This is a genomic window from Mesorhizobium vachelliae, from assembly GCF_033977325.1.
Taxonomy (GTDB): Bacteria; Pseudomonadota; Alphaproteobacteria; order Rhizobiales; family Rhizobiaceae; genus Mesorhizobium; species Mesorhizobium vachelliae.
The window spans coordinates 17,961-42,480 of record NZ_JAVIIR010000020.1; the positions used below are offsets into that span (position 1 = coordinate 17,961).

General features: G+C 58.7%; 17 protein-coding genes and 4 pseudogenes. 10 read left to right on the top strand and 11 right to left on the bottom strand.

The window, feature by feature from the left end; all coding sequences use genetic code 11:
* Window positions 1–37: 37 nt before the first annotated feature.
* Window positions 38–1,468: a glycosyltransferase gene (locus RFM41_RS30095; protein WP_320252946.1), complete on the top strand. Its 1,431-nt coding sequence runs from the start codon at window positions 38–40 to the stop codon at window positions 1,466–1,468.
* A gap of 578 nt (window positions 1,469–2,046) precedes the next feature.
* Here RFM41_RS30095 and RFM41_RS30100 read toward each other — a convergent pair.
* Window positions 2,047–2,358 (bottom strand): annotated as a pseudogene (locus tag RFM41_RS30100) (transposase); the annotation flags it as partial.
* Window positions 2,359–2,647: 289 nt separating this feature from the next.
* On the opposite strand from RFM41_RS30100, the gene RFM41_RS30105 reads away from it, so the two are divergent.
* The 3 genes from RFM41_RS30105 to RFM41_RS30115 are packed head-to-tail and all read left to right on the top strand — an operon-like array spanning window position 2,648 to window position 6,872.
* On the top strand, window positions 2,648–3,124 hold the full coding sequence (locus RFM41_RS30105) for a hypothetical protein (RefSeq protein WP_320252945.1): 477 nt from the start codon (window positions 2,648–2,650) through the stop codon (window positions 3,122–3,124).
* Window positions 3,121–6,219, top strand: a complete 3,099-nt coding sequence (locus RFM41_RS30110; protein ID WP_320252944.1) for an HsdM family class I SAM-dependent methyltransferase — start codon at window positions 3,121–3,123, stop codon at window positions 6,217–6,219. Before RFM41_RS30105 ends, RFM41_RS30110 begins: the two co-directional genes overlap by 4 nt.
* Window positions 6,219–6,872: a hypothetical protein gene (locus RFM41_RS30115; RefSeq protein ID WP_320252943.1), complete on the top strand. Its 654-nt coding sequence runs from the start codon at window positions 6,219–6,221 to the stop codon at window positions 6,870–6,872. Before RFM41_RS30110 ends, RFM41_RS30115 begins: the two co-directional genes overlap by 1 nt.
* A 43-nt stretch (window positions 6,873–6,915) precedes the next feature.
* Here RFM41_RS30115 and RFM41_RS30120 read toward each other — a convergent pair whose 3' ends face one another.
* The 3 genes and pseudogenes from RFM41_RS30120 to RFM41_RS30130 form a co-directional block, all read right to left on the bottom strand.
* The gene (locus RFM41_RS30120) at window positions 6,916–9,819 is read right to left on the bottom strand and encodes an SEC-C metal-binding domain-containing protein (RefSeq protein ID WP_320252942.1); all 2,904 of its coding nucleotides are present in this window, start codon (window positions 9,817–9,819) and stop codon (window positions 6,916–6,918) included.
* A gap of 2 nt (window positions 9,820–9,821) precedes the next feature.
* Window positions 9,822–11,111 (bottom strand): YiiX/YebB-like N1pC/P60 family cysteine hydrolase, encoded by a 1,290-nt coding sequence (locus RFM41_RS30125; RefSeq protein ID WP_320319324.1) that lies wholly within the window; start codon window positions 11,109–11,111, stop codon window positions 9,822–9,824.
* A gap of 330 nt (window positions 11,112–11,441) precedes the next feature.
* Window positions 11,442–11,771, bottom strand: a pseudogene (locus RFM41_RS30130) (IS3 family transposase); the annotation flags it as partial.
* A 65-nt stretch (window positions 11,772–11,836) separates the two neighbouring features.
* Here RFM41_RS30130 and RFM41_RS30135 point away from each other — a divergent pair.
* Window positions 11,837–12,889 (top strand): IS110 family RNA-guided transposase, encoded by a 1,053-nt coding sequence (locus tag RFM41_RS30135; protein WP_320252940.1) that lies wholly within the window; start codon window positions 11,837–11,839, stop codon window positions 12,887–12,889.
* A 229-nt stretch (window positions 12,890–13,118) separates the two neighbouring features.
* Here the strand turns inward: RFM41_RS30135 and RFM41_RS30140 are convergent.
* The 3 genes and pseudogenes from RFM41_RS30140 to RFM41_RS30150 form a co-directional block, all read right to left on the bottom strand.
* A pseudogene (locus tag RFM41_RS30140) lies at window positions 13,119–13,391 on the bottom strand (transposase); the annotation flags it as partial.
* A 102-nt stretch (window positions 13,392–13,493) separates the two neighbouring features.
* Window positions 13,494–14,266 (bottom strand): annotated as a pseudogene (locus RFM41_RS34230) (DUF2958 domain-containing protein).
* 78 nt (window positions 14,267–14,344) lie between these two features.
* Window positions 14,345–15,109: a Crp/Fnr family transcriptional regulator gene (locus tag RFM41_RS30150; protein WP_320252939.1), complete on the bottom strand. Its 765-nt coding sequence runs from the start codon at window positions 15,107–15,109 to the stop codon at window positions 14,345–14,347.
* Between the two features lie 169 nt (window positions 15,110–15,278).
* Here RFM41_RS30150 and hemN point away from each other — a divergent pair, with 169 nt between their 5' ends.
* Window positions 15,279–16,628 (top strand): oxygen-independent coproporphyrinogen III oxidase, encoded by a 1,350-nt coding sequence (gene hemN, locus RFM41_RS30155; RefSeq protein ID WP_320252938.1) that lies wholly within the window; start codon window positions 15,279–15,281, stop codon window positions 16,626–16,628.
* Between the two features lie 530 nt (window positions 16,629–17,158).
* On the opposite strand, the gene queE is transcribed toward hemN, so the two are convergent.
* From queE to queC, 3 genes are read right to left on the bottom strand one after another with little or no spacing between them, the layout of a single operon-like run.
* Entirely contained in the window at window positions 17,159–17,893 is a 735-nt protein-coding gene (gene queE / locus RFM41_RS30160; RefSeq protein WP_320223080.1) for a 7-carboxy-7-deazaguanine synthase QueE, read from the bottom strand.
* Window positions 17,890–18,246: a 6-carboxytetrahydropterin synthase QueD gene (gene queD, locus RFM41_RS30165; protein WP_041003134.1), complete on the bottom strand. Its 357-nt coding sequence runs from the start codon at window positions 18,244–18,246 to the stop codon at window positions 17,890–17,892. Before queD ends, queE begins: the two co-directional genes overlap by 4 nt.
* The gene (queC, locus tag RFM41_RS30170; protein ID WP_320252937.1) at window positions 18,246–18,944 is read right to left on the bottom strand and encodes a 7-cyano-7-deazaguanine synthase QueC; all 699 of its coding nucleotides are present in this window, start codon (window positions 18,942–18,944) and stop codon (window positions 18,246–18,248) included. Before queC ends, queD begins: the two co-directional genes overlap by 1 nt.
* Before the next feature lie 497 nt (window positions 18,945–19,441).
* On the opposite strand from queC, the gene RFM41_RS34235 reads away from it, so the two are divergent.
* From RFM41_RS34235 to RFM41_RS34240, 3 genes are all read left to right on the top strand, one after another.
* Window positions 19,442–19,831: a hypothetical protein gene (locus RFM41_RS34235; protein WP_430678480.1), complete on the top strand. Its 390-nt coding sequence runs from the start codon at window positions 19,442–19,444 to the stop codon at window positions 19,829–19,831.
* 177 nt (window positions 19,832–20,008) lie between these two features.
* Complete coding sequence (locus RFM41_RS34410; RefSeq protein WP_502572755.1) at window positions 20,009–20,164, top strand: hypothetical protein; 156 nt, start codon at window positions 20,009–20,011, stop codon at window positions 20,162–20,164.
* Window positions 20,094–21,359: an IS1380 family transposase gene (locus RFM41_RS34240; RefSeq protein WP_430678478.1), complete on the top strand. Its 1,266-nt coding sequence runs from the start codon at window positions 20,094–20,096 to the stop codon at window positions 21,357–21,359. The genes RFM41_RS34410 and RFM41_RS34240 overlap by 71 nt, the downstream gene beginning before the upstream one ends.
* Window positions 21,360–23,362: 2,003 nt before the next feature.
* Here RFM41_RS34240 and RFM41_RS30190 read toward each other — a convergent pair.
* Window positions 23,363–23,611 (bottom strand): DUF6074 family protein, encoded by a 249-nt coding sequence (locus RFM41_RS30190; protein ID WP_320217237.1) that lies wholly within the window; start codon window positions 23,609–23,611, stop codon window positions 23,363–23,365.
* Between the two features lie 476 nt (window positions 23,612–24,087).
* Here RFM41_RS30190 and RFM41_RS30195 point away from each other — a divergent pair, with 476 nt between their 5' ends.
* The gene (locus RFM41_RS30195; RefSeq protein ID WP_407046055.1) at window positions 24,088–24,348 is read left to right on the top strand and encodes a helix-turn-helix domain-containing protein; all 261 of its coding nucleotides are present in this window, start codon (window positions 24,088–24,090) and stop codon (window positions 24,346–24,348) included.
* The last annotated feature ends 172 nt before the right edge of the window (window positions 24,349–24,520 follow it).

Genomic DNA, 24,520 nt, shown 5'->3' on the forward strand with positions numbered 1-24,520 from the left:
TTGAACCTGCTCCACAGACTTAAGGGAGGGGCCACGAATGAAAGTATCAACGAAACCCCGCACCTCACTTTTTGATGAGGTGCTGGTAGAAGGCTCGGTACTTGCCCATTACGTGGCGGAGCGAAACCATTATGACGAACTGCTCGATGAACTATTTCGTTCGTCAGGAGAAGCTCGTCACATGATCGGCAGCCGTTGTATTTGGCACATAAATTCCACCGCATTCGGCGGTGGGGTGGCCGAAATGCTTCCACACCACATTTGCCTGCTTCGGGAGCTTGGTTTCGACGTGCGTTGGCTCATCTTTAAACCGAAGGAAGAACAGTTTTTTCAATTCACCAAAGCGCTTCATAATTCTCTTCACGACGTCAACGTGGCAGGCTTGAATGATCTGCTCCCGCATTATCTTGAGGCATCGCAGAAAGGCGCTGCGGAGCTGGAAAGGATCATCAGGCCTGATGGCTTTCTGGTAATTCATGATCCGCAGCCTCTTGTTGCAGCTGCGAAGTTCCTTGAATCTCACCCGCACCCGGCTATCTGGCGATGCCACATCGGATATCCGAAGCGCACCCCGACAGTCGACGAAATCTGGGAATTCTTGGGCGAATACCTCCATCAATTCCAACGCATTGTCCTAAGCGCCAAGGAATATGCCTTTGATACTGATGTGCCCATAGATATCATCCCGCCATCGATCAGCCCATTTTCAAGTAAGAACCGTAATTATGAAGGGCCAGCGGGCCAGACGCTAGACCATTCGGTTTCGTTCAACAGCCAAGAATTCGAGCCCACCCCCTCCCTTCAGGACATTCTCGGCTCACGGTATTTCCTTCATGTATCCAGATGGGATGGACTGAAAGGTATTGACCGGATTATCGCCGCTTACGATCGCTTTGTGAAATCGGCGCTCGCGGAAGCCTACGACACACGCCTGGTGATCGCGGGACCGGATCCTTTGGATGTTGCCGACGATCCTGAAGGACGGGAGTATTTCGAGAAATGCGTCCTATTATGCACTCAATTATCGAAGGAAGTGCGGCGGCGCGTGTATCTGGTCTGTATCTCGATGAAGGACCACGACGCAAATGCGGAAATCGTCGGCCGGCTGCAACAGAACGCCCATGGAGTATTTGCGCTATCTCGCGAAGAGGGCTTCGGCCTTACAGCAACAGAGGCTCTGTTCCGAGGCAAACCCGTCGTAGTGTCGTCCGCCTTTGGTCTGAAGAGGCAGGTCGTAAATGGGCTTAATGGCGTTGTCCTCGACGAGCCGGACATCGAGGACAAAGCTGCAGAAATGATGCATCACCTTGCGGTCGGTTACAGTGATTTCGAGGAGATGGCCAGAACCGCACGCGAACACTGTCTGCGCTCGAGCACGCAAATCTCGCAAATCCCAAAGTGGTATCACTCGATCCAATCAGCTCTCTCCAGTTTTGAGGCGCGTTATCAGGATTCAATCCAAGAGTGATCTGAGCCAGACGCCGGACGTCTCCGCACCGGAGGACGCGTAAGGTGTGAACCGGCTGCGAAAAATTGGACGCCGATCGGGTCAGTTCTGTAAGCCGTTTGACAGCAAAGCAGGCGCGCAGAACCCCTCCGGCTCCTTGTACATCATCAGAGAAAGGTGCGCGCTGCCCCGGTCGGTTGTCTCTTGCCCTCCTCCCCCTTCTTCTACCTTCTTCTAGCCGGATCTGCGGGTTGGCAGCCAAAAAGTCCATCAGTTCCGTCCGGTCATCTTCGCTGAACAGATCAGCCGGCTGGTTTATGAACAACGGTGTCTCGGCGACTGTTTGCATGCTCCTGCTGATAATTTTCCGGACCATGTCGCCCCGAGGGTCACTCGCGTCTCTTCGCGGTCGACGTTAGGCCGTCGCATAATGGGTCAGCAGAGCGAGGCGTCTCAATCTGTTGAACGACCTTAGGAGAGTTCGTCCCAGGATCGTGCCTGCTAACGAGATCGCCTTGCCCATCGTCCCGACGGGAAGATCCGGATCACGCCCTTTCGGGCGGAATCAACTCCTCCTTCGTTGGTCTGTTGTCCGTATTTCATGCCGATACGGGGCCGGGTGCCTTGCCGAAGCGGAATTCTGTCCCGTCGCTCCACATGCGATGCAGGATGACAGCCAGCTTGCGCGCAACAGCAACTCGGGCTCGGGCCGTACCGCGCCGCTTGGCGACGTTCATACCCCGCACTCTGAGGCACGACCACTTCTTGCTGAGCACAAGCGAATGAGCCGCTTCATAGAGAGCCGTGCGGGCGAGCTCGTCACCGCATCGGCTTCCCTGAATGTCCGTCTCGCCTGATTGATAGCGTGCCGGGGTCAGACCCAGATGCGCTCCGACATCCCTCGATCGGCGCGGCTTTGAAGACCAAATAGCCTTTTCACAACTCATTGCTTACAAAGCGCTATTTGGCACTTTTCGGAATGATGTGCAAGGATTTGTGTAAGGCAATCGCCGCCGCTCCTGGCTCGCTGAGTGGCATTTTTCGATGTTCTGTCGACGGCGGCCCGGCCATGCACCTGACGCCACTGCTGCCCGCCTATTGGGTTGCAAATCGAACAAAAATGGCGCAAGAACGTACAGGGAACGCACCGGGGGTTCATCCCGCGTTGATCCGGTACATTTTCCATACTAACATGATCAAATGCGTTACACTCAAAGCCAGATTCGCGAGCTGCTATCCATTTCGGTGGATGCTTTCCGCACGTGGCGGGATGCTGTTCCCGCGCTGGCAATGCATAAGGGGCATGCGCCCACCTTCACCCCTGGGGACGTTGTTGCGATGGCAATTGTCGCCGAACTCGTCAGGGATTTCGGTGTCCGCGTTGGCACCGTCGGGGACCGTTTCGATCGACTGTTCACTGAGTGTCGGGGAAGGTCATGGCTGTCGCTTGAAAACTGCGTTGCTCTGATCGAAGCCGACAATCTTCGTCTTGTGGACGTGAATGCGCCTCATCGTCCATCGCTGGACACCGCCACCCTGCGCGTTCCTTGCGCGCCGATCATATCTCGCTTGCGCTCCGCACTCACGGCGACTGAAACCGATGACGTGCAAGGCCACCTGCAGTTTCCCCCGACTTCCGTGGCCAGTCAGCCTGAGCAACGGGGAAAACGAGCATGACCGCCGTAACCGCTTCAGCACTGGCGACAGAGTGGAAGGACCGCTTAGGACTCACGCATCGGCGCTCACCCGAACTCTACGAGTCGGCCGAGGCCGTTAGTGACGTGCCGCATGCCCCAGCTATCCGCGCGGCACTGAGTGAAATGGGCGTTTCAGCGATCTTCTGCGTCCAAGGAATTCCCACCGTCGCCATTCTCGAAACCGATCAATATGATCGTGCTAAGATTATCGATCTTCACGGCGCGCTCTGGAACCAGGGCTTGGCAAGCCTATTGCTAGTTATCGCCGATGACACGCTCAGAGCGTTCTCGCTTGCGCGCACTCCGTTTAGCGATCCTGGTGACGCATTCGAGACTCGCTGCCTCATTGACAGCCTAAGCCTGACGACCGAAGCGCTAAGATTTCAGAATCTCATCTTTGGCGCGGAGTCCGGACGCCTTTGGAAGGACTACGGCGACTACTTCCCGCCTAAGGAACGTATCGACCAAGTCCTTCTCGACAATCTGAATGCGTCCCACGAACTCCTGCAGGCTGCTGCGCTTGCCCCTGATGCGGCGCAAGCCTTGCTGATCCAGGCGATGTTTATCGCCTATCTTGAAGATCGTGAGATCGTAACGCCTGCCTATTTTGCGGCCGTTACCGAGAAGAGCGCTGAGAGTTTCTCCGCGTTGCTGGAAACCGGCGACGTCGATCTCTTTCGATCGCTCTTTCGAACTCTCCATAAAGATTTCAATGGTGACCTGTTCGTTGCGCCCTGCTCTTTCGAACCGAAAGGCGAGACGCCGGAAGTCACGGCCGCCCATCTTACCATCTTGGCCCGCTTTCGATCAGGGCGGGAAGAGATGGCGGATTCAGGCCAGCAACGTTTCTGGGGTTATGACTTCCGCTATATCCCGATCGAGCTCGTCAGCGCCGTCTATGATCGGTTTCTGGGGGAACGCGAGGCCGAGCGCCGTGCAAACGGCGCCTATTACACGCCCATGTTCCTTGCCGACACCGTCGTTTCCCAAGCTTGGGAGATGTTACCGGACGCGACACGGACGAGTGGAAACTTTCTCGACCCCGCCTGCGGTTCGGGCGTTTTTCTTGTCCGGTCGTTCCAGTGGCTATGCGAGCATTGGCGAGCTAAGCACAAAACGCAAACGATTTCCTGGAAGACTCTTTTATCGCTGCTGAGCCAAATCAATGGCTGGGATCTAAATGGCGGCGCCGTCCGCGTCGCGGTGTTCTCGCTTTATGTCGCCCTCCTTGAAGAGGTCTCACCACGCGACATCCGAAAACTCATTACCCGGGGAAAACTTCTCCCCGAGCTTTGGGGCAAGACCCTGGTCTGCCGAGACTTTTTCGAGGTGTCGCCACACGGCGTCCGGTACGACGTCATCATCGGTAATCCGCCATGGACCAGCCGCCGGGGCCCGGCGCGCTCGTCCGTTCAGTGGAGCAAGAAGACCGGCCATCCTATGCCTGGAGGCGAAGACGCCTGGGCATTCAGTTGGAAAGCCCTCTCACATCTCGCCGATGACGGACTGATCGCGTTCCTGTTGCCAGCGATGGGATTTTTGCACAACCACGCCCAAAACACGGTTGAGGCACGGGACGCGTTCTTCCGGAAATCTCAGGTCCGTCGCATTATCAACTTCGCGGACCTTCGATTTCAGCTTTTCGAGAAAGCCCATCGCCCCGCCGCTCTAATCATCTTCGGCAGCGCGAAAGCGGACGGCTTCCCATATCGTTTCGACTATTGGGCGCCGAAGGCCGATCTTAATCTCCGCATCAAGCGTGTCATTACGCTGAGCAGCGCCGACAAGGCCGTACTTGGGATCGGCGCGGTTCTGGATAACCCGCTCATCTTCAAGCAACGGCTTTGGATGCGGGACCCAGACGCCAAGCTATTTGGTTACCTCGCCAGGCTTCCCAAGCTGGAGGCCTTCGTCAACGACTTCGGCAGCCTGAGCCGTCGCCGTGAAGAGCCGGGCGATCGCTGGGTGATCGGGCAAGGCTATCAGCCTTTCAATGAGGACAGCGAAAGCGACGCGCCTCCGCTCGCCAGCGAGTACGTCGGTCGGTTGCCAGACCTACCAATTACAGCCTACTCACGTTTGGCTCAGGCTGCTGAAGGCTTGCATCCGGCCGCTTCGCAGACGGTTCGTCGTCGCGGATTCGAGGCCGGGTTCGACGGCACTCGCATTCTTATCCCGCGCGGGGTGGAGACATCGCAAAATCGCCTGCGGGCCGCCTACTGCGACGAGCCGCTGACCTTCCAGCATATCTTCCAGGCGATCGTGGTTCCGGATGGCCAAGGCGACCGTGCGAAGGTCCTCACCGCGATCCTCAATAGTCGCGTCGCGGTCTGGTACGCCTTTCATGGCACCGCGTCGTTCGGTTCGGATCGACCGGAGGTCCAGCAGGCCGACCTGCTGCGCTTGCCATTTCCGTCGCCTGCCGATCTTCCCGATGAACATTCAGCCGCTCAAGCAGCTCGTGAGCTGATTTCCATTGTTGACGACGCACGCGGGCGGTCGAACAAGCTATTTTCGATGCAGGTCGAAGAGAGCGAAATCCTTCGAACCATCGATCGGCTGGCGTACCAATATTTTTGCTTGTCGCCCGATGAAATCGCGCTGATCGACGATACCGTCGAAGCGATCCTGCCAGCGCTTCAACCCCATGAAGGCCACTTCCCGAAACTGTGGGGCTCACCGGACAAACCGCAACGGGCACAATACGCGCGCACATTGGCGGCCAGCCTGGCGGGCTGGTTCAAAGGCAAAAAAATTGATGCTCGCCTGGTCGCGCGCGGAACGGACCTAGCGATACTTCGCCTGCACCTCGGCGGCCATGAAGACTATGCCGAGGATGCCGGCGGCGAGCTAAGTGACGTTCTTGAGCAACTCGCCGCTCACATCAACAGGCCCCTCAATGGCAATTTCCAGCTGATGCCGGACCTCCGGGTTTTCGTCGGTGACTACCTTTACCTCATCAAGCCGATGCAGATGCGCTTTTGGCTACGCTCCACCGCGCTCGCCGATGCGGATGGAATAGCGCTCGATCTCCAGCAGGCCGCAGCCGTACCGCAACGGCGGAGTGCTAATTGATGCTCATCGGTGACATGCAGGAGTGGGTCGACAGCTTCGTTTCGTTTGATGATCGCTTTCTAGAGAGGATCGCAGCGGCGTGGCCAGCCTGCTTGGCCGTTCTTCCTGAACAGCCCGAGGAAGATGACATCACCATTAACCTCGTCGATCATCTCACCAAGGACGTCGTCGTGCGTCGACTGTGCCATTGGGTCGAGTATCAGTTCGAGCCATTTGGCCTCGCGACGGACGGCTCGAAATACAGCAAGGGTATCATCGACATTGCCGTGCTCTTTGATTGGGAACGGGAACGATATCTGGCCTATGAGTGCAAGCGGCTCAACGTAATCAACGGCGGAAGCCGCAGTTCCCTGGCCACCTTATACGTCACCCAAGGCATGATGCGTTTTCTCACTGAACAGTATGCGGAGCAACTGCCTGTCGGCTGCATGCTAGGCTATGTGCTGGACGGGGATGTGCCCTTTGCCAAGGCGCGGCTCGCGAGCGTCATACGAAGCCATCCTCCTCTTGCTGTCATCGATGGGCCAACGCCACTTGCCTCAATCGATACCGTCGAACGATTTCAAACGCGGCACACCCGTCCAGCTGGATTAGAAATTGAGCTTCGACACGCGCTATTTTCTTACCCATCAATGACTGCGACGATTGGCTGACGAACGGAGCCGAATCGACCATTCTGAGTTCGACATCGATCTATCAACGGAGCCGCCCGTGGCACCGTTTGTACTTTTCGCCTGATCCGCACGGGCATCGTTCGTTGCGCCCAATCTTCTGAGCCATTGCAGGGGCTCGTTCCAACAGGGGGCGCCCGTTCTGCTTCAGTGCTGCTGCAATCTGCTGGAGCAAACCTGGCGCAGGGACCCATTTGGGTGGCGGTCCGACTGCACGAAGGTGCCGGATCAACTCACGTTGAGCGGCCAGTTCGTTTTGTACTAACAGCTTAAGGCCAGGCTCGTAGGGCTTGAGCCGCGCCATTTCCGCCTCTGCGTCATCAAATCGGCTGCAATAGGCCAAGACCACGGCGTAGTGCGAGCGAACAGTGATGAGGTAATCCGCCAACTTCCATTGCCGAAGTTGCGGCAAAATCATCGTCTCCATCACGTTCAGGGCGCCATCGAAATCACGGCGGCGGATAAACTGGTCGACGAGATCCTGTCCGACACGGAACAGAGAATCCGGCGCATGTGCCAGATCGTAGAACTTCAGGGCATGAACACGCGCGAGAGGCGTCGGTTTGCCTTGCGCATCCCTTGCCTTGGCGAAAACGTCGAGGGAATCTGCAAGATGCTTGATGTCGTCAACGTCGGCCCCTTTCTTCATCATTTTGGCGAGGTCCGGCGCATTGTTGCCCATGACCAACGCGGACGTTAGCCCGATGAGCCCATAGTATTCGCCAATCAAAGGCTCGACCCGCTCTGCGGCGGCCGTCGGCTCTCCAAGTTCGAGTTCCGCACAGGCGATATTATATGAAAAGATCCGTCGATGTGCGGCGGGCAGTTCTTGGACGATTGGTGTTAGGTCTGCTATTAGGCGCACTGCTCCCCGGCGATCGCCATCCTTCGCCAAGAGGTTCATGCGCTTCATGCCCACACGAAGCCGCTCTTCGGCACCGAGGTCATGCTTCGTGATGAGAGCGTCCATCTGGTCCAGCCAAGCGGCCGCTCGATCTGAGCCGGCCTTTATGTCCGCGAAGGCCAGCGCATCAAGAGCCTTGATGCGCTGGTCCGGAGGAACAGTTTCATCCTCTGCGCCTTGCTCAAGATAGGGCTCGACCTCGGGCCAGACGCCCATCTCATGAAATAGCTCTTCCGTCGCCATCTCGACCAGCAGATCGAGCCGACCAACCTCACCCGTAAGCCGTAAGAACAGGGAGAGCTTCGCGGGACTCCAACTCGTTTGAAGGCTTTCCTGAACCACTGTTCTCAGGGCCTCCTGTCGCGTCCTCAGTGCGTCCGTACCGTGAAGGGCGAGCCGCCCCGTGCCGACGACTCGGGCCGCGTCATGCAGCTTGATCCTGTCGCGGGCGAAGACCTGCAACAGACCTTGGCTCATGAGATGGCGAAGAGCCTGCAAAAAGATCGGCCGCTCCAGCCCTCCAGCGGCGGCGACATATGAGCCAGCTTCCTCACGCGTGATCGGCACATCACAAAGACTGAGGAGATCCGCCACCTCGGCCACTACGGCCGGCAACCGAGCAAAGACGCGCCCAAGAATATGATCTTGCGCCATCTCCCTGGTGTGGGCCGAGCGCGCCAAGTCCGCATAGAGGCGCTTCACTGAACCGTCGTAGTCGGATCCTGCCACAGAGAGCGCATTCAGGACGAAAAGCGGGAGACCACCCGTCAAGTCGATCAAGTGCTGACAATCCGCGGCATCGCCATGACATCCAGCGTCATGCGCGGCAGCAGCAACCGTATCAGGTGCCCACCCAGATAGGTTTTCGCGCGCAACACCGATAATGGCTTCGATCGCGGCGACTTCACCCTCCGGCCGACCGAGAAGCACGAAGCGGGTATCCTTAGCCGCCTGAACTACACCGATCAGATCGTCAGCGCCCAGTTTGTGGACGTTGTCCAAGGCGACCGTCACGACCTCTCCGCGTTCATCCATGCGGCGAGAGAGAAGCTGCAGGATTTCGCGTCCAGAGGCGCCAGGAAGAAAGATCTCCCCAAGGCCCTGCCCGCCTTTGAGCAAGCGACCAGCGATCTCCCTCGCGACGGCATTGGCCAAAGCAGCGCCTGGCAGATCAGCGACGTCGAGATAGACTAAAGGGTTCGGAGCATGCTGGGCGGATTGTGCCAACCATGACGTCTTGCCTGCACCCGAATAGCCAACGATCAGGCGGACGCGCTCGCCCGTTGAGAGAGAGGGCTCGTCCAGTTGTACCCGATAGGGGACCGGAGGCACGGGCAGATCCTGTAACTGCAGCACCAGTTGCTCAAACAGGGCCGGAAGGTCCCGTGCAGCAAACACATGGTCGAGGGTCGCCTTTTCTCCAGTCGCCGCCAGCGTGACGAGGCCTGCCAGCTTCCAGACAAGTGTCTCGGGCGCCAGCGTTGCAAACGGCAAGGTTTCTGCCAGTCCACAAGTTGCTTGTACTGCTTCCATCAAAGTGGGTTGCGGGACAGGAAGAATCCGCTTGGCCGGTTCGGCCGCCGGCCAGTCGATGGTTACGTCCGGAGGCAAATCGCATCCAGCAAGCCTTTCCAACAAAGGCCCGTTCGGCCCCGCATTGCAGACGATCACGAAGCGCGCGGTGCCTTCACGCACTCCTCTGGCATGGGCGGCACGCAACTCCGCAAATCGCGCCAAGGCGCTCTCGATATCATCCCAGGCGAGGGCTTCCTTACGGTGCTTCACCTGGACATAGATGTGGGTGCCATCGAGCTGCACCTCGACGTCTTCGTCGCCCTCGACGGAAACAGTCTGCATCTTCAACGTTGCGGCCGACAACAGGCATTGAACGGCGTAAAGGTGCTGGAAAAGAAAGCCACGATGGACAGATTCAATTCGACCCAGTTGCGCGGGGTCGAGAACGCTCGGTCGGGCTCGGATCGATTGCATCAAGGGCGGCGAGCCCTCCCCGCTTGCAGCGTCCATCTTCATTCCGCGACCAGGAACGAGGCCAGCACGTTGCCCATGCCCCGTCGAATATCGATGCAATCATCACAGAGGCGCAAAGACGGCACTCCCGGCATAGTCTCGACGCCATTGATCAAACGATAGTCCAGGGCTGGCCGATCTCCACATGATGAACAGACGTCCGGCCTGCCTTCGCGTTCCACGTTACGACGGGACAGTGCCGCCAGGGTCGGCTCGACGCGGTCAACAATTGAATACCAATAGGGACTATGGGGCTCGATCTGTTCCATGTGGTGTTTTAGGTCATCCGGATAGTGCTCGGACAGCCATGCATAGGCGACTTCCCTGCGCCGCTGGTCGTTATGAACGAGGATCTTATAAAGCTCTATCTTCAGGCGTAGGGATTCACGAGGGTAGTCGCGACTGAGGGCCTGCAACTGAATGAGGTTCACGGAGAACCGAACGCCACCGCTGTAAGCTTCTTTGATCGTACCAATGCAATATTCCCGCAGGTCCTCGTGAGACTCGGTCATCTGGTCAATGAGGCCCAGGTCATAGCGCCATGGATACAAAGCAACCTCCATCCGCCACAAGTCGAGATAACCGCTGTCGCGAAGTGCCGTTGCCATCACTTGATCCGCGTCAGGCCGATTTACGAGCAGGGAATAGAGGTCGTTGAAGTTCTCCACATTCGGATCAACAGTGCGCGCTGCAGCGAGAACGGCGTTCTGGGCTATATGCATAGCGTTGATCGAATTGCCGCGGTCTTTCGACCATTCCACCTCTTCTGGAGATACAATTTCTGTCTCGACCGGCACCTCCACCAGCAAGGGACTACGCCGTAGATCTTCCGGTGAGCAATAGTCAGTGTTGGGGACAAGATCGATCCCGGCTCTTTTATAAACCGTCGCGACCAAACGCGAACAGAATTGGCATTTCGACCCCGGTTTGTGCGCTCCCCGCACTGATCGGATGGCTTCGGAGAGGGAATAACGCGCGCCGATCTCGGCGCGGGCATAGTCGATGACATTCGACAGAACCTCAGGAGCGACGGGCTCCTTAAGGCGAAAGTGAAACGCCTTTTCGTCATCTTCAAACAGCTCGCGCTGCAGATTCCGAGCCTGTACGCCATCCATCGTAGAATCGATGAAAGAGCCATGCTGTACGCAAATCATGGCGTGGGACACGATGCCATGCGTCGCGATGCGGATCGCTTTGCTAGTGCCAGGTCGAGCCGTGAACAAAATGTCTCCCGGCCGAACACTGTCGATCTTGAACGTTTCATATCCCCCCAAAATTAGACCGCCCAATATCCGCTACACTAAATTCGCAAAAAAGGAGCTATCTCTCATTTAGACCATCTGCTAAATCCTCCACGGCCTTGTCCGTAATTTTTAGCTCTGCCAACTTTTCCGCGATACCGCGTATATAGTCGGTGCAATTGCCCGCGACACCTTTTGCGCACGTGCCATCGTAACGAGTTCCGCCGATGATTTGCCGGTGATCAGGTTTTTGCCTTGCAAACGGGCGTATAAGCAAGAACGCCTTTGACGTTGCCCCCAGTTTCTATCCAGTTTTGAGTTCGTTTCCGGCGTGGGTTGTGCCCTGCTGGGCGGGTGAAGCGACGGGCGCGGCCGGCCGAGGATGGCGTTCGAGGTGAACTCGCTGCCATTGTCGCTGACGATCATCCTCGGCCGGCCGCGCTCGGTGATGAGCCGGAACAGCTTCTTGTGGTTCACGACCAAGCTTTCCCGCCTCAGCATCACGAGCAGACGCCGGTAGCCGAACCGGCGACGCTCCTGCGCGATCGCCTTCATCCATGCGCGAAGCTCGCGGTCGTCGGGCCTGCTGGTCTCGTAGCGAACCGTCATGCGGCAACAGCCGATGGCTTTACACGCCCGCCGTTCGCTCATCCCGAAGCCTTCCTTCAGGCGGGCGACAGCTTTCCGATTGGCCGCGGGCGTCACCATTAATGGGATGGTCCGCCCCGTCCTCCCGCAGCATCATCTGGGCAGTCACAACAAAGGAGGTTGCAATGTCCCTACGCAATGCGCCGCGCCTCGCGGCCGTCTATGGTGTCGATATCGGCAAGAACATCTTCCACGTCGTCGGCTTGGACAGCGACGGCGAGCCCGTCCAGCGAGTTCGCTTCCGACGCGATACGTTGATGAAGTTCTTTGAGCGGGCAGCGCCAGCAATCGTCGGGATGGAATCGTGCGCTGGATCGCAATGGATCGCCAGGAGACTTCTGGCACTGGGGCACAAGGTTCGCCTGATCCCAGCGCAGTTCGTGAAGCCCTACGTCAAGTCGAACAAGAGCGACATCATCGATGCCGAAGCTATCGCCGAAGCAGCCACGCGGCCGACGATGCGATTTGCCGCGATCAAGAGGGAGGAGCAAGCCGACCTCCAAGCCTTGCATCGGGTGCGCGACCAGATGATCGGCACGCGAACCCGTCTGATCAACCAGATGCGAGCATTCTGCCTGGAATACGGCATCGCATTGAGACAGGGCGCCGGACTGTTCAAGCTCGACTTGCCACTGGTTCTCGATGACCTGTCGAATGACCTCTCGCCGGCAATGCGCAAACTGCTTGTGGACCTGTTCGCCGATCTGCGCCAGTTGGAGCAGCGCATCAACGACGTGACGAGGGAGATCGCAGCGATTGCAGACCGAGAAGATGTTGCCCGCCGGCTCATGACGATCCCCGGAATCGGAGCATTGGGAGCCACCGCGCTACTGGCGGCCGTCGGCACCGGATGCCAGTTCCAGAAGGCTCGCGACCTGGCCGCATGGCTGGGGCTTGTCCCTCGAGAATACTCGACCGGGGGCAAGCAGAAGCTACTCGGTATCAGCAAGCGCGGGAACCGCTACGTTCGCAAGCTGCTCGTTCATGGCGCGCGATCATGCTTTCGCCACCTGGATCGAACCCGGGATCGCCTGGGAAGCTGGCTTGATGGGTTGCAGAGCCGTATGCACCCGAACAAAGCCGTTGTCGCACTTGCCGCCAAGATGGCGCGCATTGTCTGGGTTGTCCTGACCAAGCCGGGAGCGCTCTACGAACGCAGGGACCCTGCTTTCGCCTGACGCTCCGGCTCGATTGCAAGGCTCGGGAATAGTGATGACGAAACAGTGGATCAGCATGCCGTAAGCCCTGTGCAAAAAAGCGGGCTTCGTGCCCGAACCATTTATTGGGAACGGCGTGCGCGGATCTCATCATGGCCTGGCTGCAACAGCAGCTCACTCGCGAGAGGCCGGATACATTTATGCAACTGGAATCGTCGTCGGCGATGTCGCGAACCCTTGCACGGACGGGGAGGACCATACATTTTCTTTCCCATGAGATCCTTCAACGCGGCATTGTCGAGCATGGCGTCGGCCAGAAGCCGCTTCAACCGCGTCTTCCCGTCCTCCAGCGCCTTCAGTCGCCGAGCCTCGGAAACATCCATCCCGCCGAAGCGGGCCTTCCAGTTGTAGATTGAAGCATCGCTGACGTCGTGCTTCCGACACAGATCGGCGACCGAAACCCGGCCTCATGCTCCTTCAGAATTCCGATGATCTGCTCTTCAGAAAAGCGGCTGCGCTTCATGTCCTGGTCCTCTCGATGAGCCAGAACGAACTTCAAACCGGATTAGATCACAGGGCAAGGTCACCTCGACCCAAGCCTTGTCGGTGTTTTGATATTCATCGATCAGGATGATGGGAAATCGGTCCGCCATGATTTCCGAAACTTCGGATTCTGCATCAATGAGATCGTCAGCGGGGTAATCCGTTGATGGTTGGGTTTACACGGGCCATCGAGAGTTGGGATTGCCGCTTTTTCAAGCTCATCACACGGAAGCATCCCTCTGTCGAGATATGGGCTTGGGCGCTGGAGTGGAACCACAACCGCCGCTTGATTGGTTTTTTTGGTGAACGCGAGCCAGCGCAAGCCATCTACGACAGCCTTCCAAAGTTGAAAGCTCGAACCGTCTACCAAGCTCCCAACGAGTTCCTCGCTTATGGTACCGAAGTCCCTCCTGAAAGAGGACGAAGATACCCTCTTCTGGGTCAACGATGGCGCATAGCTGATGCACGACAGTGGGGACGGCGGCGAAAGAAGCGCCACCTCTGGGGTGGCGCTCCGCTGACCAGAGGTGTATGTCCTAATGCGCCCGACCCGGCGTGCCTCTTCCGCATACGCCGACAGCGGCTTCTTGGCTTTGAAATACAGGTCGCACTCGATCGGCAGCCCGAGCTGGCCACGAAGCGAGGGAAGCTCGGCGAGGCTGACGTTGCCGATCTCGGGGTAACCAAGCCCAGGTCACAGAGGCCGAATGCGATGTCCGGCTCGTCCGGATCGATTTCCGTGAGGAGCCAAGTCGCGCCGGCGTCCCACGTAAACAGCTTGACGACGGGAACGTGTCGATTTCGCGTGATGTGCCTCTGAGCGGCTGCTGCTGGCGGCCATTTTGTCCCCAACACGGGAGCATAGCGAATGGAGCGGGCGGGAACGGGACAAGGCGGTCACGCCGGCCACGAACGAGCCGGCAGGAGCGCCACTCAGATCTCGTTCAAGGGGCGGTTGCGCCCCGGCCGCCGCCCACCGCAACGCTGTTCCAGCCGGCTCATGTCGTCTACCGTGACACGGCGGTTGTTCTCGATCCGGATTACGCCGTCCATTCTCAGTCTGGTCAACTGACGGCTCACCGTCTCGTTCGTAATTCCAAGGAAATCAGAGATGCCGGCGCGCGTCAGCGGCAGATCGAAGCACGCCGATCTGGCCGCCGGGCCAACACTGGAATCGATGTTGCGGGCGACCATGAGAAGAAAGCTCGCTACCTTCTCAGGCGCGGTCTTGCAGCCCAGAGTCACCATCCATTCGCGTGCTTCGTCGAGTTCGTTCAGCGTTTGCTTGAGCAGGCGATGCTCGAGCTCCGGTGATTGCTTCATCATCTTTTCGATTTCCGCTTTCGGAAACGAGCAGATCGAGACAGTCGTTGCCGCTTCGGCATGGATCGCGCTTTTCGCCTTGAAAGGCTGTCCCAGAAAATCCGGCGCGAACCGGAGACCGACGATTTGCTGGCGGCCGTCCGAGAGGCTCTTCGTCAGCTTCACCACGCCCGAAAGCACGTTCGAATAGCTGTTGAGGGTCTCGGCATCGCCAATCAGTTCGACGCCCCGTTCGACCCTGTGCCGCGACGAAGTCTTGGCGAGCTTGGCCAAACGATCTGGATCGAGCGCGCTGCAGAGGCCACGGTGCCGTGCCAGGCAAGACAGGCAATATACGGGGATGCCGGAACTGTGAAGACCGTGCCGTAGTGTCATTGATCGCTCTCCCGATCTGATCGCCCTCCCGGTCCCAAGCGCCGGCACGATAACAATCGACGGTAGAAAAATCCTTGCGGCAGTTTGTCATGCTGGAGGCTGACCGAAATCAGTGCTTTGGCTCATCTGTGCGTCCACAGTCCCGGCGACTCAAACAGGTGACCACGACATGCGATCTGAACTGGCTGCCAGACTTGGTGAGAATGTCCCGCGCTATACCAGTTACCCCAGCACACCGCATTTCCATCGAGGTATCGATGCAGTTGTTTATCGCGGCTGGCTGGAGGCGCTCGAAGGCGGCGGGGAGATATCGCTTTACCTGCATATTCCCTATTGCGACAGGCTCTGCTGGTTTTGCGCGTGCCATACCAAGCATACGCGTCACTATGCGCCGGTCGCCGCCTATTTGCAGTCATTGCATGCAGAGATCGCGACGGTTGGCAGCCTTGTCAGCGGCAAGGGCCGAGTTCGCGCGGTTCATTTCGGGGGCGGTTCGCCGACCATGCTGAAGCCGCAGCATCTGGTGACATTGGGGACGGCGCTGCGAGACAATTTTGATTTTCTCGACGATGCCAAGATCAGTGTCGAGATCGATCCGAACGATATGGACGGAGCCCGCCTCGACGCGCTTGCCGAAATCGGCATGACGCGGGCGAGCCTCGGCGTGCAGGACTTCGATCCGAAAGTGCAAAGGGCGATCAACCGCGAGCAAAGTTTTTTGCAGACCAAGGCAGTCGTCGATGGCGTTCGTTCCCGGGGAGTAGATTCCGTGAACCTTGATCTGCTCTATGGCCTGCCGCATCAAACGAGCGAGAGCGTGCGTTCCACCGTGGCGCAGGCGCTCACCCTGGAACCGGACAGGATCGCCCTGTTCGGCTATGCTCACGTGCCCTGGTTCAAGAAACATCAGACGATGATCGACGAGGCATGGCTCCCCGGTCCCACGGAGCGGTTCGCGCAATCGCAACTTGCTGCGCGAGCGATCGAGGACAAGGGATACGAATCAATCGGGCTCGACCATTTCGCAAGGCCAGGCGATGCGTTGGCGATAGCTGCCCGCACGGGAGCGTTGCATCGCAATTTTCAGGGCTATACCGACGATCGCTGCGAGACGTTGATTGGACTTGGCCCTTCGTCCATCGGCCGGTTTCCCGAGGGCTACGTGCAGAACATGCCTTCGACCGGCGAATATCGGCGCATGGTGGAAGAGGGTAAGCTGGCCGCCGTCCGCGGCATAGCATTTTCCGACGACGATCGCGTCCGGGGCTGGATCATTGAGCGACTGATGTGCGATTTCGCCTTCTCGGCGATCGACCTGGTGGAGAGCTTCGGGAAAGCCGGCCAAAGGCTCCTTCGTCTGGCAAGCTCCCTCGCGCTTAAGGATCCTGCTCGACTGCTCGAACTCCAAGGCGACAGATTCGTCGTGCCGGCGGAAAATCGCCCGTTCGTAAGGAGCATTGCGGTGAAGTTCGACAAATATTTCGAGGGTGGAACGGCCAGGCACTCAGCTGCAGTTTGAGCATTTTGATCGCAAAACTCGCGTCAATCGCGTTTGATCGATTGGTAGCCATTTCCGCAGCACTGGAAATTGGCGAGGGCTAATGGCTATCGGTTGCAGATAGCAGCTGGCCTCTTTGACGGCTTTCGCCCTGCCCCAATTGCTGCGCGGCGTTCACGCGAGCTGGCCGGCGGCGAGCGCCGTTCACCCGCGGGACGACTTGATCCGCAAGGCGCTGGAGGACCTTGCCAGTCGAACTTTATCCGGCTCGCCCTGCGAGCGGGCGACGGCGAGCGACGCCACCGCGTTGGCAATGACATTCGTCAGCAATCCTTCATATCGTGCTTATGCGGATTTCTGCACTGGCCGCTGGCGCGTGCCTATTCGACAGAAGGCCGACGGTCAGGGTGGAGTGTCGCTCTGGGCGCTACATGCTGCCTGGCAGCCACAGGAAGCCGTCGACGCAAGCTCTTTACGAGGCCGCGATCGGCATCTTGATTGTCGATTTCTTGCTATGGGATGCCGAAGGCTGTCGCCCCGGCGAGTGCTGGCTAGACGCCTCGTTTGTTACCCCAGAGCATAACGTGCAGCTGTGGTAACACGCGGGCTTCGAACCACCTGTCTCGGGTTACGCTATCAACCAGCCACTCCATGCGTTTCATTATTCCATCAACGTCGACAGGCGCGCATTCATTTCCGGGGTGTGGCGGCGTGTGATTGCCGGGTTGCAGATAGACTGGAAGTCGCGGAAATCTCGCGGCGGCCTCTTTCGCAAAGGCGTAGTCATTTTCGTCGAAAACAACGAGCTTCAGCACGACTTGCGGCTTGTCCTGCGCCGCCTGCAAGCATGCCTCGACGGTGGCCCAATCGGTCCTCATTTCACTTGACGGCGGCTTTGGGCTGAGGACCAGCACGTCAAGTTCGGCGAACCATTCCCGGACCACGGAACCTTGGGTTTCCAGCGCGAATCGGTAGCCCTCATCATGGCCTCGCTTGATGAGAGCACCGAAAGGCTGGATAGCCGGATTGCCGCCTGACAGCGAAACCATCAACGGGCGGCCGCCGGAAAGCGCGACCACATTTTGCCACACCGCGTCGGAGGACATCATCTCCCATTCGTGCCGGAATTGCCTGTCCACCGCATGCAGACTGTCGCACCAGGAACAGCGATAATCACACCCGCCGGTTCTGACGAAGACCGTCGGCAGACCGATGAGCACGCCCTCGCCCTGGATCGTCGGCCCGAAAATCTCACTCACGCGGATTGCGGGATGCGTATTAGTCATGGCCGGCATTCGGCCCATGTTTTCGGCGTCTCGCTAACCCGCACGGCCGTGGTTTCGGGCAAGCGTGCCTTGCACCATTCATAAAAGTGTCTGGCCAGACATTCCGCGGTAACCTTTTCATGTCCCAGCACGTCATTGAGATGTCGGTGGTCGAATTTATCGTCGATATAACGTTTGAGCGGTGCCAAATCGTGATAGTCGCGGACAAAGCCGTGCTCGTTCAGTTCCTTGCCCGATAGCTCTACTTCGACGATGTAGTTATGTCCGTGCAGGCGCGCGCACTGGTGGTCAGGCGGCAAGGACGTGAGTTGATGAGAGGCTGAAAAGTGGAATTCCTTGGTGATGCGGAACATTACACGCTCCTCCTGCGCAACGCGTCGAGCCAGAAGTCGGCGTCCTCGTAGTCGGTGGGATCTGGGTGGCCACAGAGATGAAACGCCTCGCGGCGCTCGACGCACGTCCCGCACCGTCCACAGTGACGCTTGCCGCCCTTGTAGCAGGACCAGGTCTCCGCAAATGGCGTGCCGTGTCGGGCTCCATCTTCAACTATGTCCGCCTTCGTGAGGTTCACATAAGGCGTATAGAGGCGAATATTCGCGTAGCCTTCGAGCGCGCGGTCTTGCATCATCTGGAAGGCGTCGATGAAGGGTGGCCGGCAGTCCGGATAGATGAAGTGATCGCCACCATGCACGGCCGTCGCCACCGCTTCGGACTTGCGCGCGGCAGCGAAGCCGAAGGCGATGGCCAACATGATGGCGTTCCGGTTGGGCACCACCGTGACCTTCATCATGTCTTCGGCGTAGTGCCCATCGGGTACCTCCACATTGTCGGTCAGCGCGGAGCCGGAAAGGCCGCGGCCGATTTCGCGGATGTCGATGATGCGGTGCGGGACGTTCAGACGCTCCGCGCAAAGGCCGGCGAAGGCCAATTCCTTGCTGTGCCTTTGGCCGTAATCGAAGGATAGGAGGCCGGCGAGTTCGTGCTCCGCTGCCACCTTGTGAGCAAGGGAGATGGAGTCCAATCCGCCGGAGCAGACGACGAGAGTCTTCATCGTTGGGGTTTCCTGTTTTGACCGGGTAGGCTGCGACCGGAGATTTCTCTGCTCTCCCAGTACCCCAGGGAGCGTCGTTTGTGAACTGAGAACGAGTTTGATGCGCTGACGTGCCGCTGTGCTGAAGCGGGCTGAGCCTGCAAGAAACACGAACCTGATAGACGGCCCACTTCACTGCATGTCCAAGATCCAGGCATAACAAAATAGGCTCTGAAAGAGGCCCGGACCTTCAGAAACAAGGTTCTCGACGCTTCGATCAAGCGCCAAGTGGCCGAGCTTCGAGGACTAAAGGAACCGGCTTTGTTAATGCGCATCGAGCGGAAGCCCAACGTCATTAACAGCCCGCGCCTTCAGCTTCAGGATTGGCTCGAATCGGAGCACGCCGTCAGTCAGTGGCCGACCGGCAACCCAAACCAAACGATCGGTCTTGGGCCGACATCTGTGAACAAGCCGTGTGCGTCGTTGCAATCACCCTGTGTTGCGCGCAATTACCCGCCATGGCTGCGGATGAACTGGATTCGCTGGTTTTCCAGATGGCGGTCGAAAGCGTGCGCTCGCTCTCCTTGTGCTTCACTGAAAAAGCCGCGGCGATAGCCGCCAGGAGCCGCGGTATCCTGCTTTTCGACGTGCGGATCGACGGTGACGCGGCGGTCCAGCGGATCGCGGCCATCCGATATCCAAGTGACCGGACGGGCGTACTGGCTTTGGACATACAAGGCGTTGTTATCCGCCATTGCATTGTCGGTGGAATTTTCTCGGGTTTGACCGCGCCACTGGAGAATTGGACCAGCATGCCCCTGTCGATGCAGGCCAAGATTAATGTCGACGACCATGCCACTCTCTTCCTAGGCGCCTTGCGGAAGGCCGGACATATGCTGGTCAGCTAGCCTGAAAAATGGGGTTGGCGGATGTGGTGCAAGCCGTTGAATGACGTAGGATTTGGTTGCTTACGCCGATCCGCGCCATTCCCGGAGACCACACCCGCCATGAACGATCCTACGCTGCCGCTTAGCGGTTTGTCATCTGTCGGAGGCAAGTCCGTCGTCGCCCGTTTCGACGGCGGCATGCTGTCGTCCAACAGTGGCGTTCTGGCTCTCGCCGAGGTGGAGAAGCGGCCGCGGGTGGCGGAGCGTCTGGCACGCTGCATCGATGATCCGCCAGCCGGACCAGGTCGTCTATATGATCGGCTTGCGCATGAAGATGATTGCCGCCGGTTATGAGGATGGCAATGATGCCAACCGGCTGCGTCCGATCCGATCTTCAAGATGGCCCAGGATGCACCCCCTTCGGGTCGGGATCTGGCGTCGCAATCGACAATGTGCCGGCTGGAGAACCTGCCCGGCGTGCGGGGACTGGTCGCGATGGGCCGGGCGATGGTCGATCTACTGCGCCTCCTTCCGGCAGATTCCGAAGCGGATCGTGCTTGACGTCGACGACACCTTGGATGCCGTGCACGGCGGCCAGCAGCTTCGTCTGTTCAATGCCCATCACGACGAGTACGGCTTCCAGCCGATCGTGGTGTTCGATGGCGATGGCCGCTTCGTCGCGGCGAGGCGGCCGAGTGGGGCAGAAATCCGCCCTCACCTGCGCCGCCTAGTGCGGGCGATCCGGAGCAACTGGCCGAACACCCGGATCCTGATCCGGGCCGACAGCCACTATTGCAGCCCACAGGTCATCGACTGGTGCCGCGCCAACGATGTTGACTTCATCCTCGGCGTGGCGCCCGCCACGACCTTGCGCAAGCATGTCGCGGAGCCGGAGACTCGCACGATGGCGCGCTTTGAAGCGTCGGCGAAGACGGGCAAGGTCCGCCGCTTCATGGAGTTCCTGGATGGGGCCGCCAGTTGGAGCCGCGTCGAGCACATCATCGCGCGGGTCGAGGTCGGCGCCCAAGGTGCCGATACCCGCTTCATCGTCACCAGCCTTGCCGATGGCAAGGCCAAGGCGCTCTACGAGGATGTCTACTCCCGGCGCGGCGCGGCCGAGAACCACATCAAGTCCTGGAAGACGCATCTCGCTGCCGACCGCACATCCTGCACCAGAGCGACGGCCAACCCCAGTTCCGGCTGTTCCTGCATGCCGGCGCCTATTGGCTTATGTGGGGCCTGCGCACCGCGATGCCGAAACGAGCTTTGCCGTCGCCCAATTCGACACGTTGTGATTGCGCCTCATCAAGATCGCCGCGCGCGTGGTCGAGATGAAGACCCAAATGCGCCTGCACCTGCCGACATCCTGCCCGGACCAGCGCATCCTGCGCATCGTCCTCAGTCGCATCCCGCAACTCGCGACATAAACGATGGGGCGCAGACGCCCCGAAACGAATCCGCTGACCGCAACCCGCAAAACCCCGCCTGCCATCACCGACGGATCAACCCGGCGCCCGACGAGGCTTGTCAAAACGTACCGCAATGGTGACCAGAGCGCCGCCTCAGGCCGCCGAAAGCTCACCGCCGTGCATCAAGCGGGCGAGGTGACGGCAGGTCTTCGAGGACCTCTGGATCGCCAATGCACAATGCCCCAAGTATACAACTTATCCAGTCTTCACCAACCAAGCTTTGTTCGGAGTAGTGCTTGTCAGCGTCTTGGGTGACGGCTGGAGCTGGAGCGGTCATTACAATGGCCAATGCCGTGGCAGCAAGTATCGTTCGTGGCCAGTGAGAGCGCGATTTCAGGAGCCTCGAGCGCGCCACAGCGTCTTTTTCTGAGGTATGCATTTTTCGTTTTCCTTTTGGATCATCACGGATTTGAAGAGGATCTGGTGTTATGTGCCATTGGGAGAGCCGGCGAAGCAGATATTCATGTGGTCGAGTCATAAGTTCTCCTGAATGTTTGTTTTACGAGAACCCTTATGGCAGCCCTAGCTGACAGCCTGAAAGCGATCTGCGGGATAGCGATCCTGTCTGCCGATCGCAGCGAGGTCCAACGGAGCTAGGGCGTCCCACGGGATGCGCAGCCTGTATTGCGTTCGGACGAATGTCATGTGAACTCCTGGGCTAAAGACTGCGCGACGAGCCATGTCGGAACACGTATCATGGCTATGAATATGCAATTGGCATGCCACCAAAAAGATTGTGAGCAGCGACCACAAATCGGAGGAGTCGCCCCTGGCCGGCTTGATCCTAACCCTTAGGGTGTCTGGACCTGAACACAGATTGTCGTCTATCGGACGCGGACAAAATGCTGTGACCAACTGGGCACCGGGCTGACGCCAGAGTCCTCGGTTGAGAATTGCGCGCCTGGTAGCGGATTGGGCAACAGGCGATCGCCGGGGCCGGTAGAATTGCGCAGCCGTGTGTTGCTGTCAGCGTGGCGGCAGAGGGCCGCAGGTGTGATCCGAGCGCCGAATGCTGGCGCCGTTCGCTGCATCCGGCGACCTATCTAGCGATCCCTGATCGCGCGTGATCGAGGTCACAGTGAGAGGCGCGTGGTAGAGTTGAAAACCCAAATTCGCCCGCACCTGACGACATCCTGCCCGGATCAGCGTATTTTGCGCTTTGTCCTCAGTCGCATCCCGCAACTCGCGACATAAACGATGGGGCGCAGACGTCCCGGAACAAACCCGCTGACCTCAACCCGCAAACCCTCGCCTTCATCCACGACGGATCACCGCCGGCGCCTGATGAGGTTTGGGAAAACGCAGCGCAAAGGAAACCAGATCGCCGCTTCAGGCCGCCGAAAGCTCATCGCCGTGCATCAAGCGGGCTAGCATTTGCCTAGAATGCAGCTTGTCGTTTTTGATATCCTGCATCGGTGCCGACATCGCCGGCATGAGTGTCATGCTCGAAAACGGCTCCGGCGATTTCGCAAAGCGCAAATGCACCGCGTCTTCCCCTCACGCGAATGGAGCCTACCGCGCCGAATCGGAGGCGTGAGGATCGATCACGATCGCCTCTTAGCCGCCCTGCCCTTTTGCAATCAGGAGGAGCTTCCACAGCTCACTCGGCGGGTCGACACGAGATCGCAGATGGCAGTTGGCCAAACACCAAAACTGGCGCACCGATGGCAATCGGCTTTCCTCGCTGGAGGAAGTGCAAGGCCTCTCGCCAGGCGGAGGCGCATGCGATGCCTACACCCGCTGCCTGCTCGAGGATCTGATCGACGCATGGTCGGACAAGGCGTTGGGCGCGGCCTACCTCGACATTCCTAGAAGCGCGCCGGCAGCCTGGGCGGGGGCTTGGGGCGAGACTGCCGGCGCACGCCACTCACGAAGAGCGCCCCCTTTTTGCGGTTCCGACACCCATAGTCAACCCAGCAGCGTCCGGGTGCCCGCTGTGCTGTTGTAACAGCGGTGCGATGTCGGCCGTGTCGGCCGATTGTGGCTGGTGGGTCGGGCCGCTCTGGCCCGGCCAATGTGAGCTCCAGCCAGTATCGCCTTGCCGAGCGCGCCGTCGGTAGTCCTTTGTCGCGAGCCGATGCTATCATGCAAGCGTCGAAGCACTCCGAATGGCTATATTGCTTAAGACTGCATGAAGAAGCGTTCCAACTTCCTGTTCGGCCAGCCTGGGTGAAATCCCTGATTCGGACAGTTGAACGAGAATTTGCTTGGCGGTGTTGCGCCAGAAGGCATTCGCGTCTTCCCCGTTCTTGGATTCCAGGATCCGGGCGATACCTTCGACCAACTTCCGCCGCCGGTGCAGCGGAAAGGCGCTTATGTTCGAATCAAACATCCATCACCTCACCCGTTGAGCCGGCGAGTTTGTATTGGCGGCTTAGAAAATCTGGTTAACAGCGCTTTTTTTGCCGGTGATCCGCAATAGAATAAAAGCGTCGGCCAGGCTCGGTGGACGGTGCCGTGATAGCACTGGACACGGCGACAGGGGCGAGTGTTCCTGTTCAAGAGGGCCGTCAGCCATGATGAGCCGCTGGCCATAGGGCGTGATGCGGGTACAGCCGACCAGGCCAGCTGAGGGGCAGGCAGGTTCTTGGACTTGATCAGAATCGAGTGAACCGCCATATCCCGATCAGCCCGCCAATTTCAGGCGGCCCATTCATGGACGAGGCCGACCGGGCCTATTCGACGTCCGTTTTTTGAATTGCTGGAGCGCCAGGTCGGGGACAAGTCTACCGATTTATCAGGGCGCCCTTGGTCTTCTTGGAGGTGTCTATGAAGGATTCGCGCATTCCCGAGCCGGTTTTGATGGCTATGTCAGAGGGGACCCACATCATTCGCGCTTTTCGTGAACACCTTGGATATTCGATCGAGGACCTGGCGGTGACGAGCGGACTATCCGCCGAGGAAATCCAAAACATCGAGTCGGGTCTGAGGTACAACAAGGGCTATCGGGACCGCATCGTGAGGTCGCTATCCCTACCTGTGGGAATTCTTGCGGAGGCAGACCTATTGGGCGCTACGAGACCGCCTGGTTGCGCGCCTCCGATCTCGGTCTCTGGCAGCCCGATCTGAGTCGGGATCGCCGACGAGGGAGGCCAGACCGAATTGTTGCAGCTTGAGGCAGGTGCAAAGCGCAAACTCGAGCAAGATCTGTGGATAAGGGTTTTGTCAGCTCCCCAGAAAGCGGAGGAAAACCGGAACTTCTAACAGATGATTGAGCTCCGTGACGCCGTTCCTCCTAGGT

Excerpts from the sequence above, each read along its gene's own strand:
- RFM41_RS30105 (WP_320252945.1), top strand. The coding sequence starts at position 2,648 with ATGCGTTACACTCAAAGCCAGATTCGCGAGCTGCTATCCATTTCGGTG.
- RFM41_RS30120 (WP_320252942.1), bottom strand. The coding sequence starts at position 9,819 with ATGGACGCTGCAAGCGGGGAGGGCTCGCCGCCCTTGATGCAATCGATC.
- queC (WP_320252937.1), bottom strand. The coding sequence starts at position 18,944 with ATGAAGACTCTCGTCGTCTGCTCCGGCGGATTGGACTCCATCTCCCTT.
- RFM41_RS30195 (WP_407046055.1), top strand. The coding sequence starts at position 24,088 with ATGTCAGAGGGGACCCACATCATTCGCGCTTTTCGTGAACACCTTGGA.
- hemN (WP_320252938.1), top strand. The coding sequence starts at position 15,279 with ATGCGATCTGAACTGGCTGCCAGACTTGGTGAGAATGTCCCGCGCTAT.
- RFM41_RS30095 (WP_320252946.1), top strand. The coding sequence starts at position 38 with ATGAAAGTATCAACGAAACCCCGCACCTCACTTTTTGATGAGGTGCTG.
- RFM41_RS30110 (WP_320252944.1), top strand. The coding sequence starts at position 3,121 with ATGACCGCCGTAACCGCTTCAGCACTGGCGACAGAGTGGAAGGACCGC.
- RFM41_RS34240 (WP_430678478.1), top strand. The coding sequence starts at position 20,094 with ATGATCCGCCAGCCGGACCAGGTCGTCTATATGATCGGCTTGCGCATG.
- RFM41_RS34235 (WP_430678480.1), top strand. The coding sequence starts at position 19,442 with ATGGCTGCGGATGAACTGGATTCGCTGGTTTTCCAGATGGCGGTCGAA.
- queD (WP_041003134.1), bottom strand. The coding sequence starts at position 18,246 with ATGTTCCGCATCACCAAGGAATTCCACTTTTCAGCCTCTCATCAACTC.
- RFM41_RS30190 (WP_320217237.1), bottom strand. The coding sequence starts at position 23,611 with ATGTTTGATTCGAACATAAGCGCCTTTCCGCTGCACCGGCGGCGGAAG.
- RFM41_RS30150 (WP_320252939.1), bottom strand. The coding sequence starts at position 15,109 with ATGACACTACGGCACGGTCTTCACAGTTCCGGCATCCCCGTATATTGC.
- RFM41_RS30115 (WP_320252943.1), top strand. The coding sequence starts at position 6,219 with ATGCTCATCGGTGACATGCAGGAGTGGGTCGACAGCTTCGTTTCGTTT.
- RFM41_RS34410 (WP_502572755.1), top strand. The coding sequence starts at position 20,009 with ATGCTGTCGTCCAACAGTGGCGTTCTGGCTCTCGCCGAGGTGGAGAAG.
- queE (WP_320223080.1), bottom strand. The coding sequence starts at position 17,893 with ATGACTAATACGCATCCCGCAATCCGCGTGAGTGAGATTTTCGGGCCG.
- RFM41_RS30135 (WP_320252940.1), top strand. The coding sequence starts at position 11,837 with ATGTCCCTACGCAATGCGCCGCGCCTCGCGGCCGTCTATGGTGTCGAT.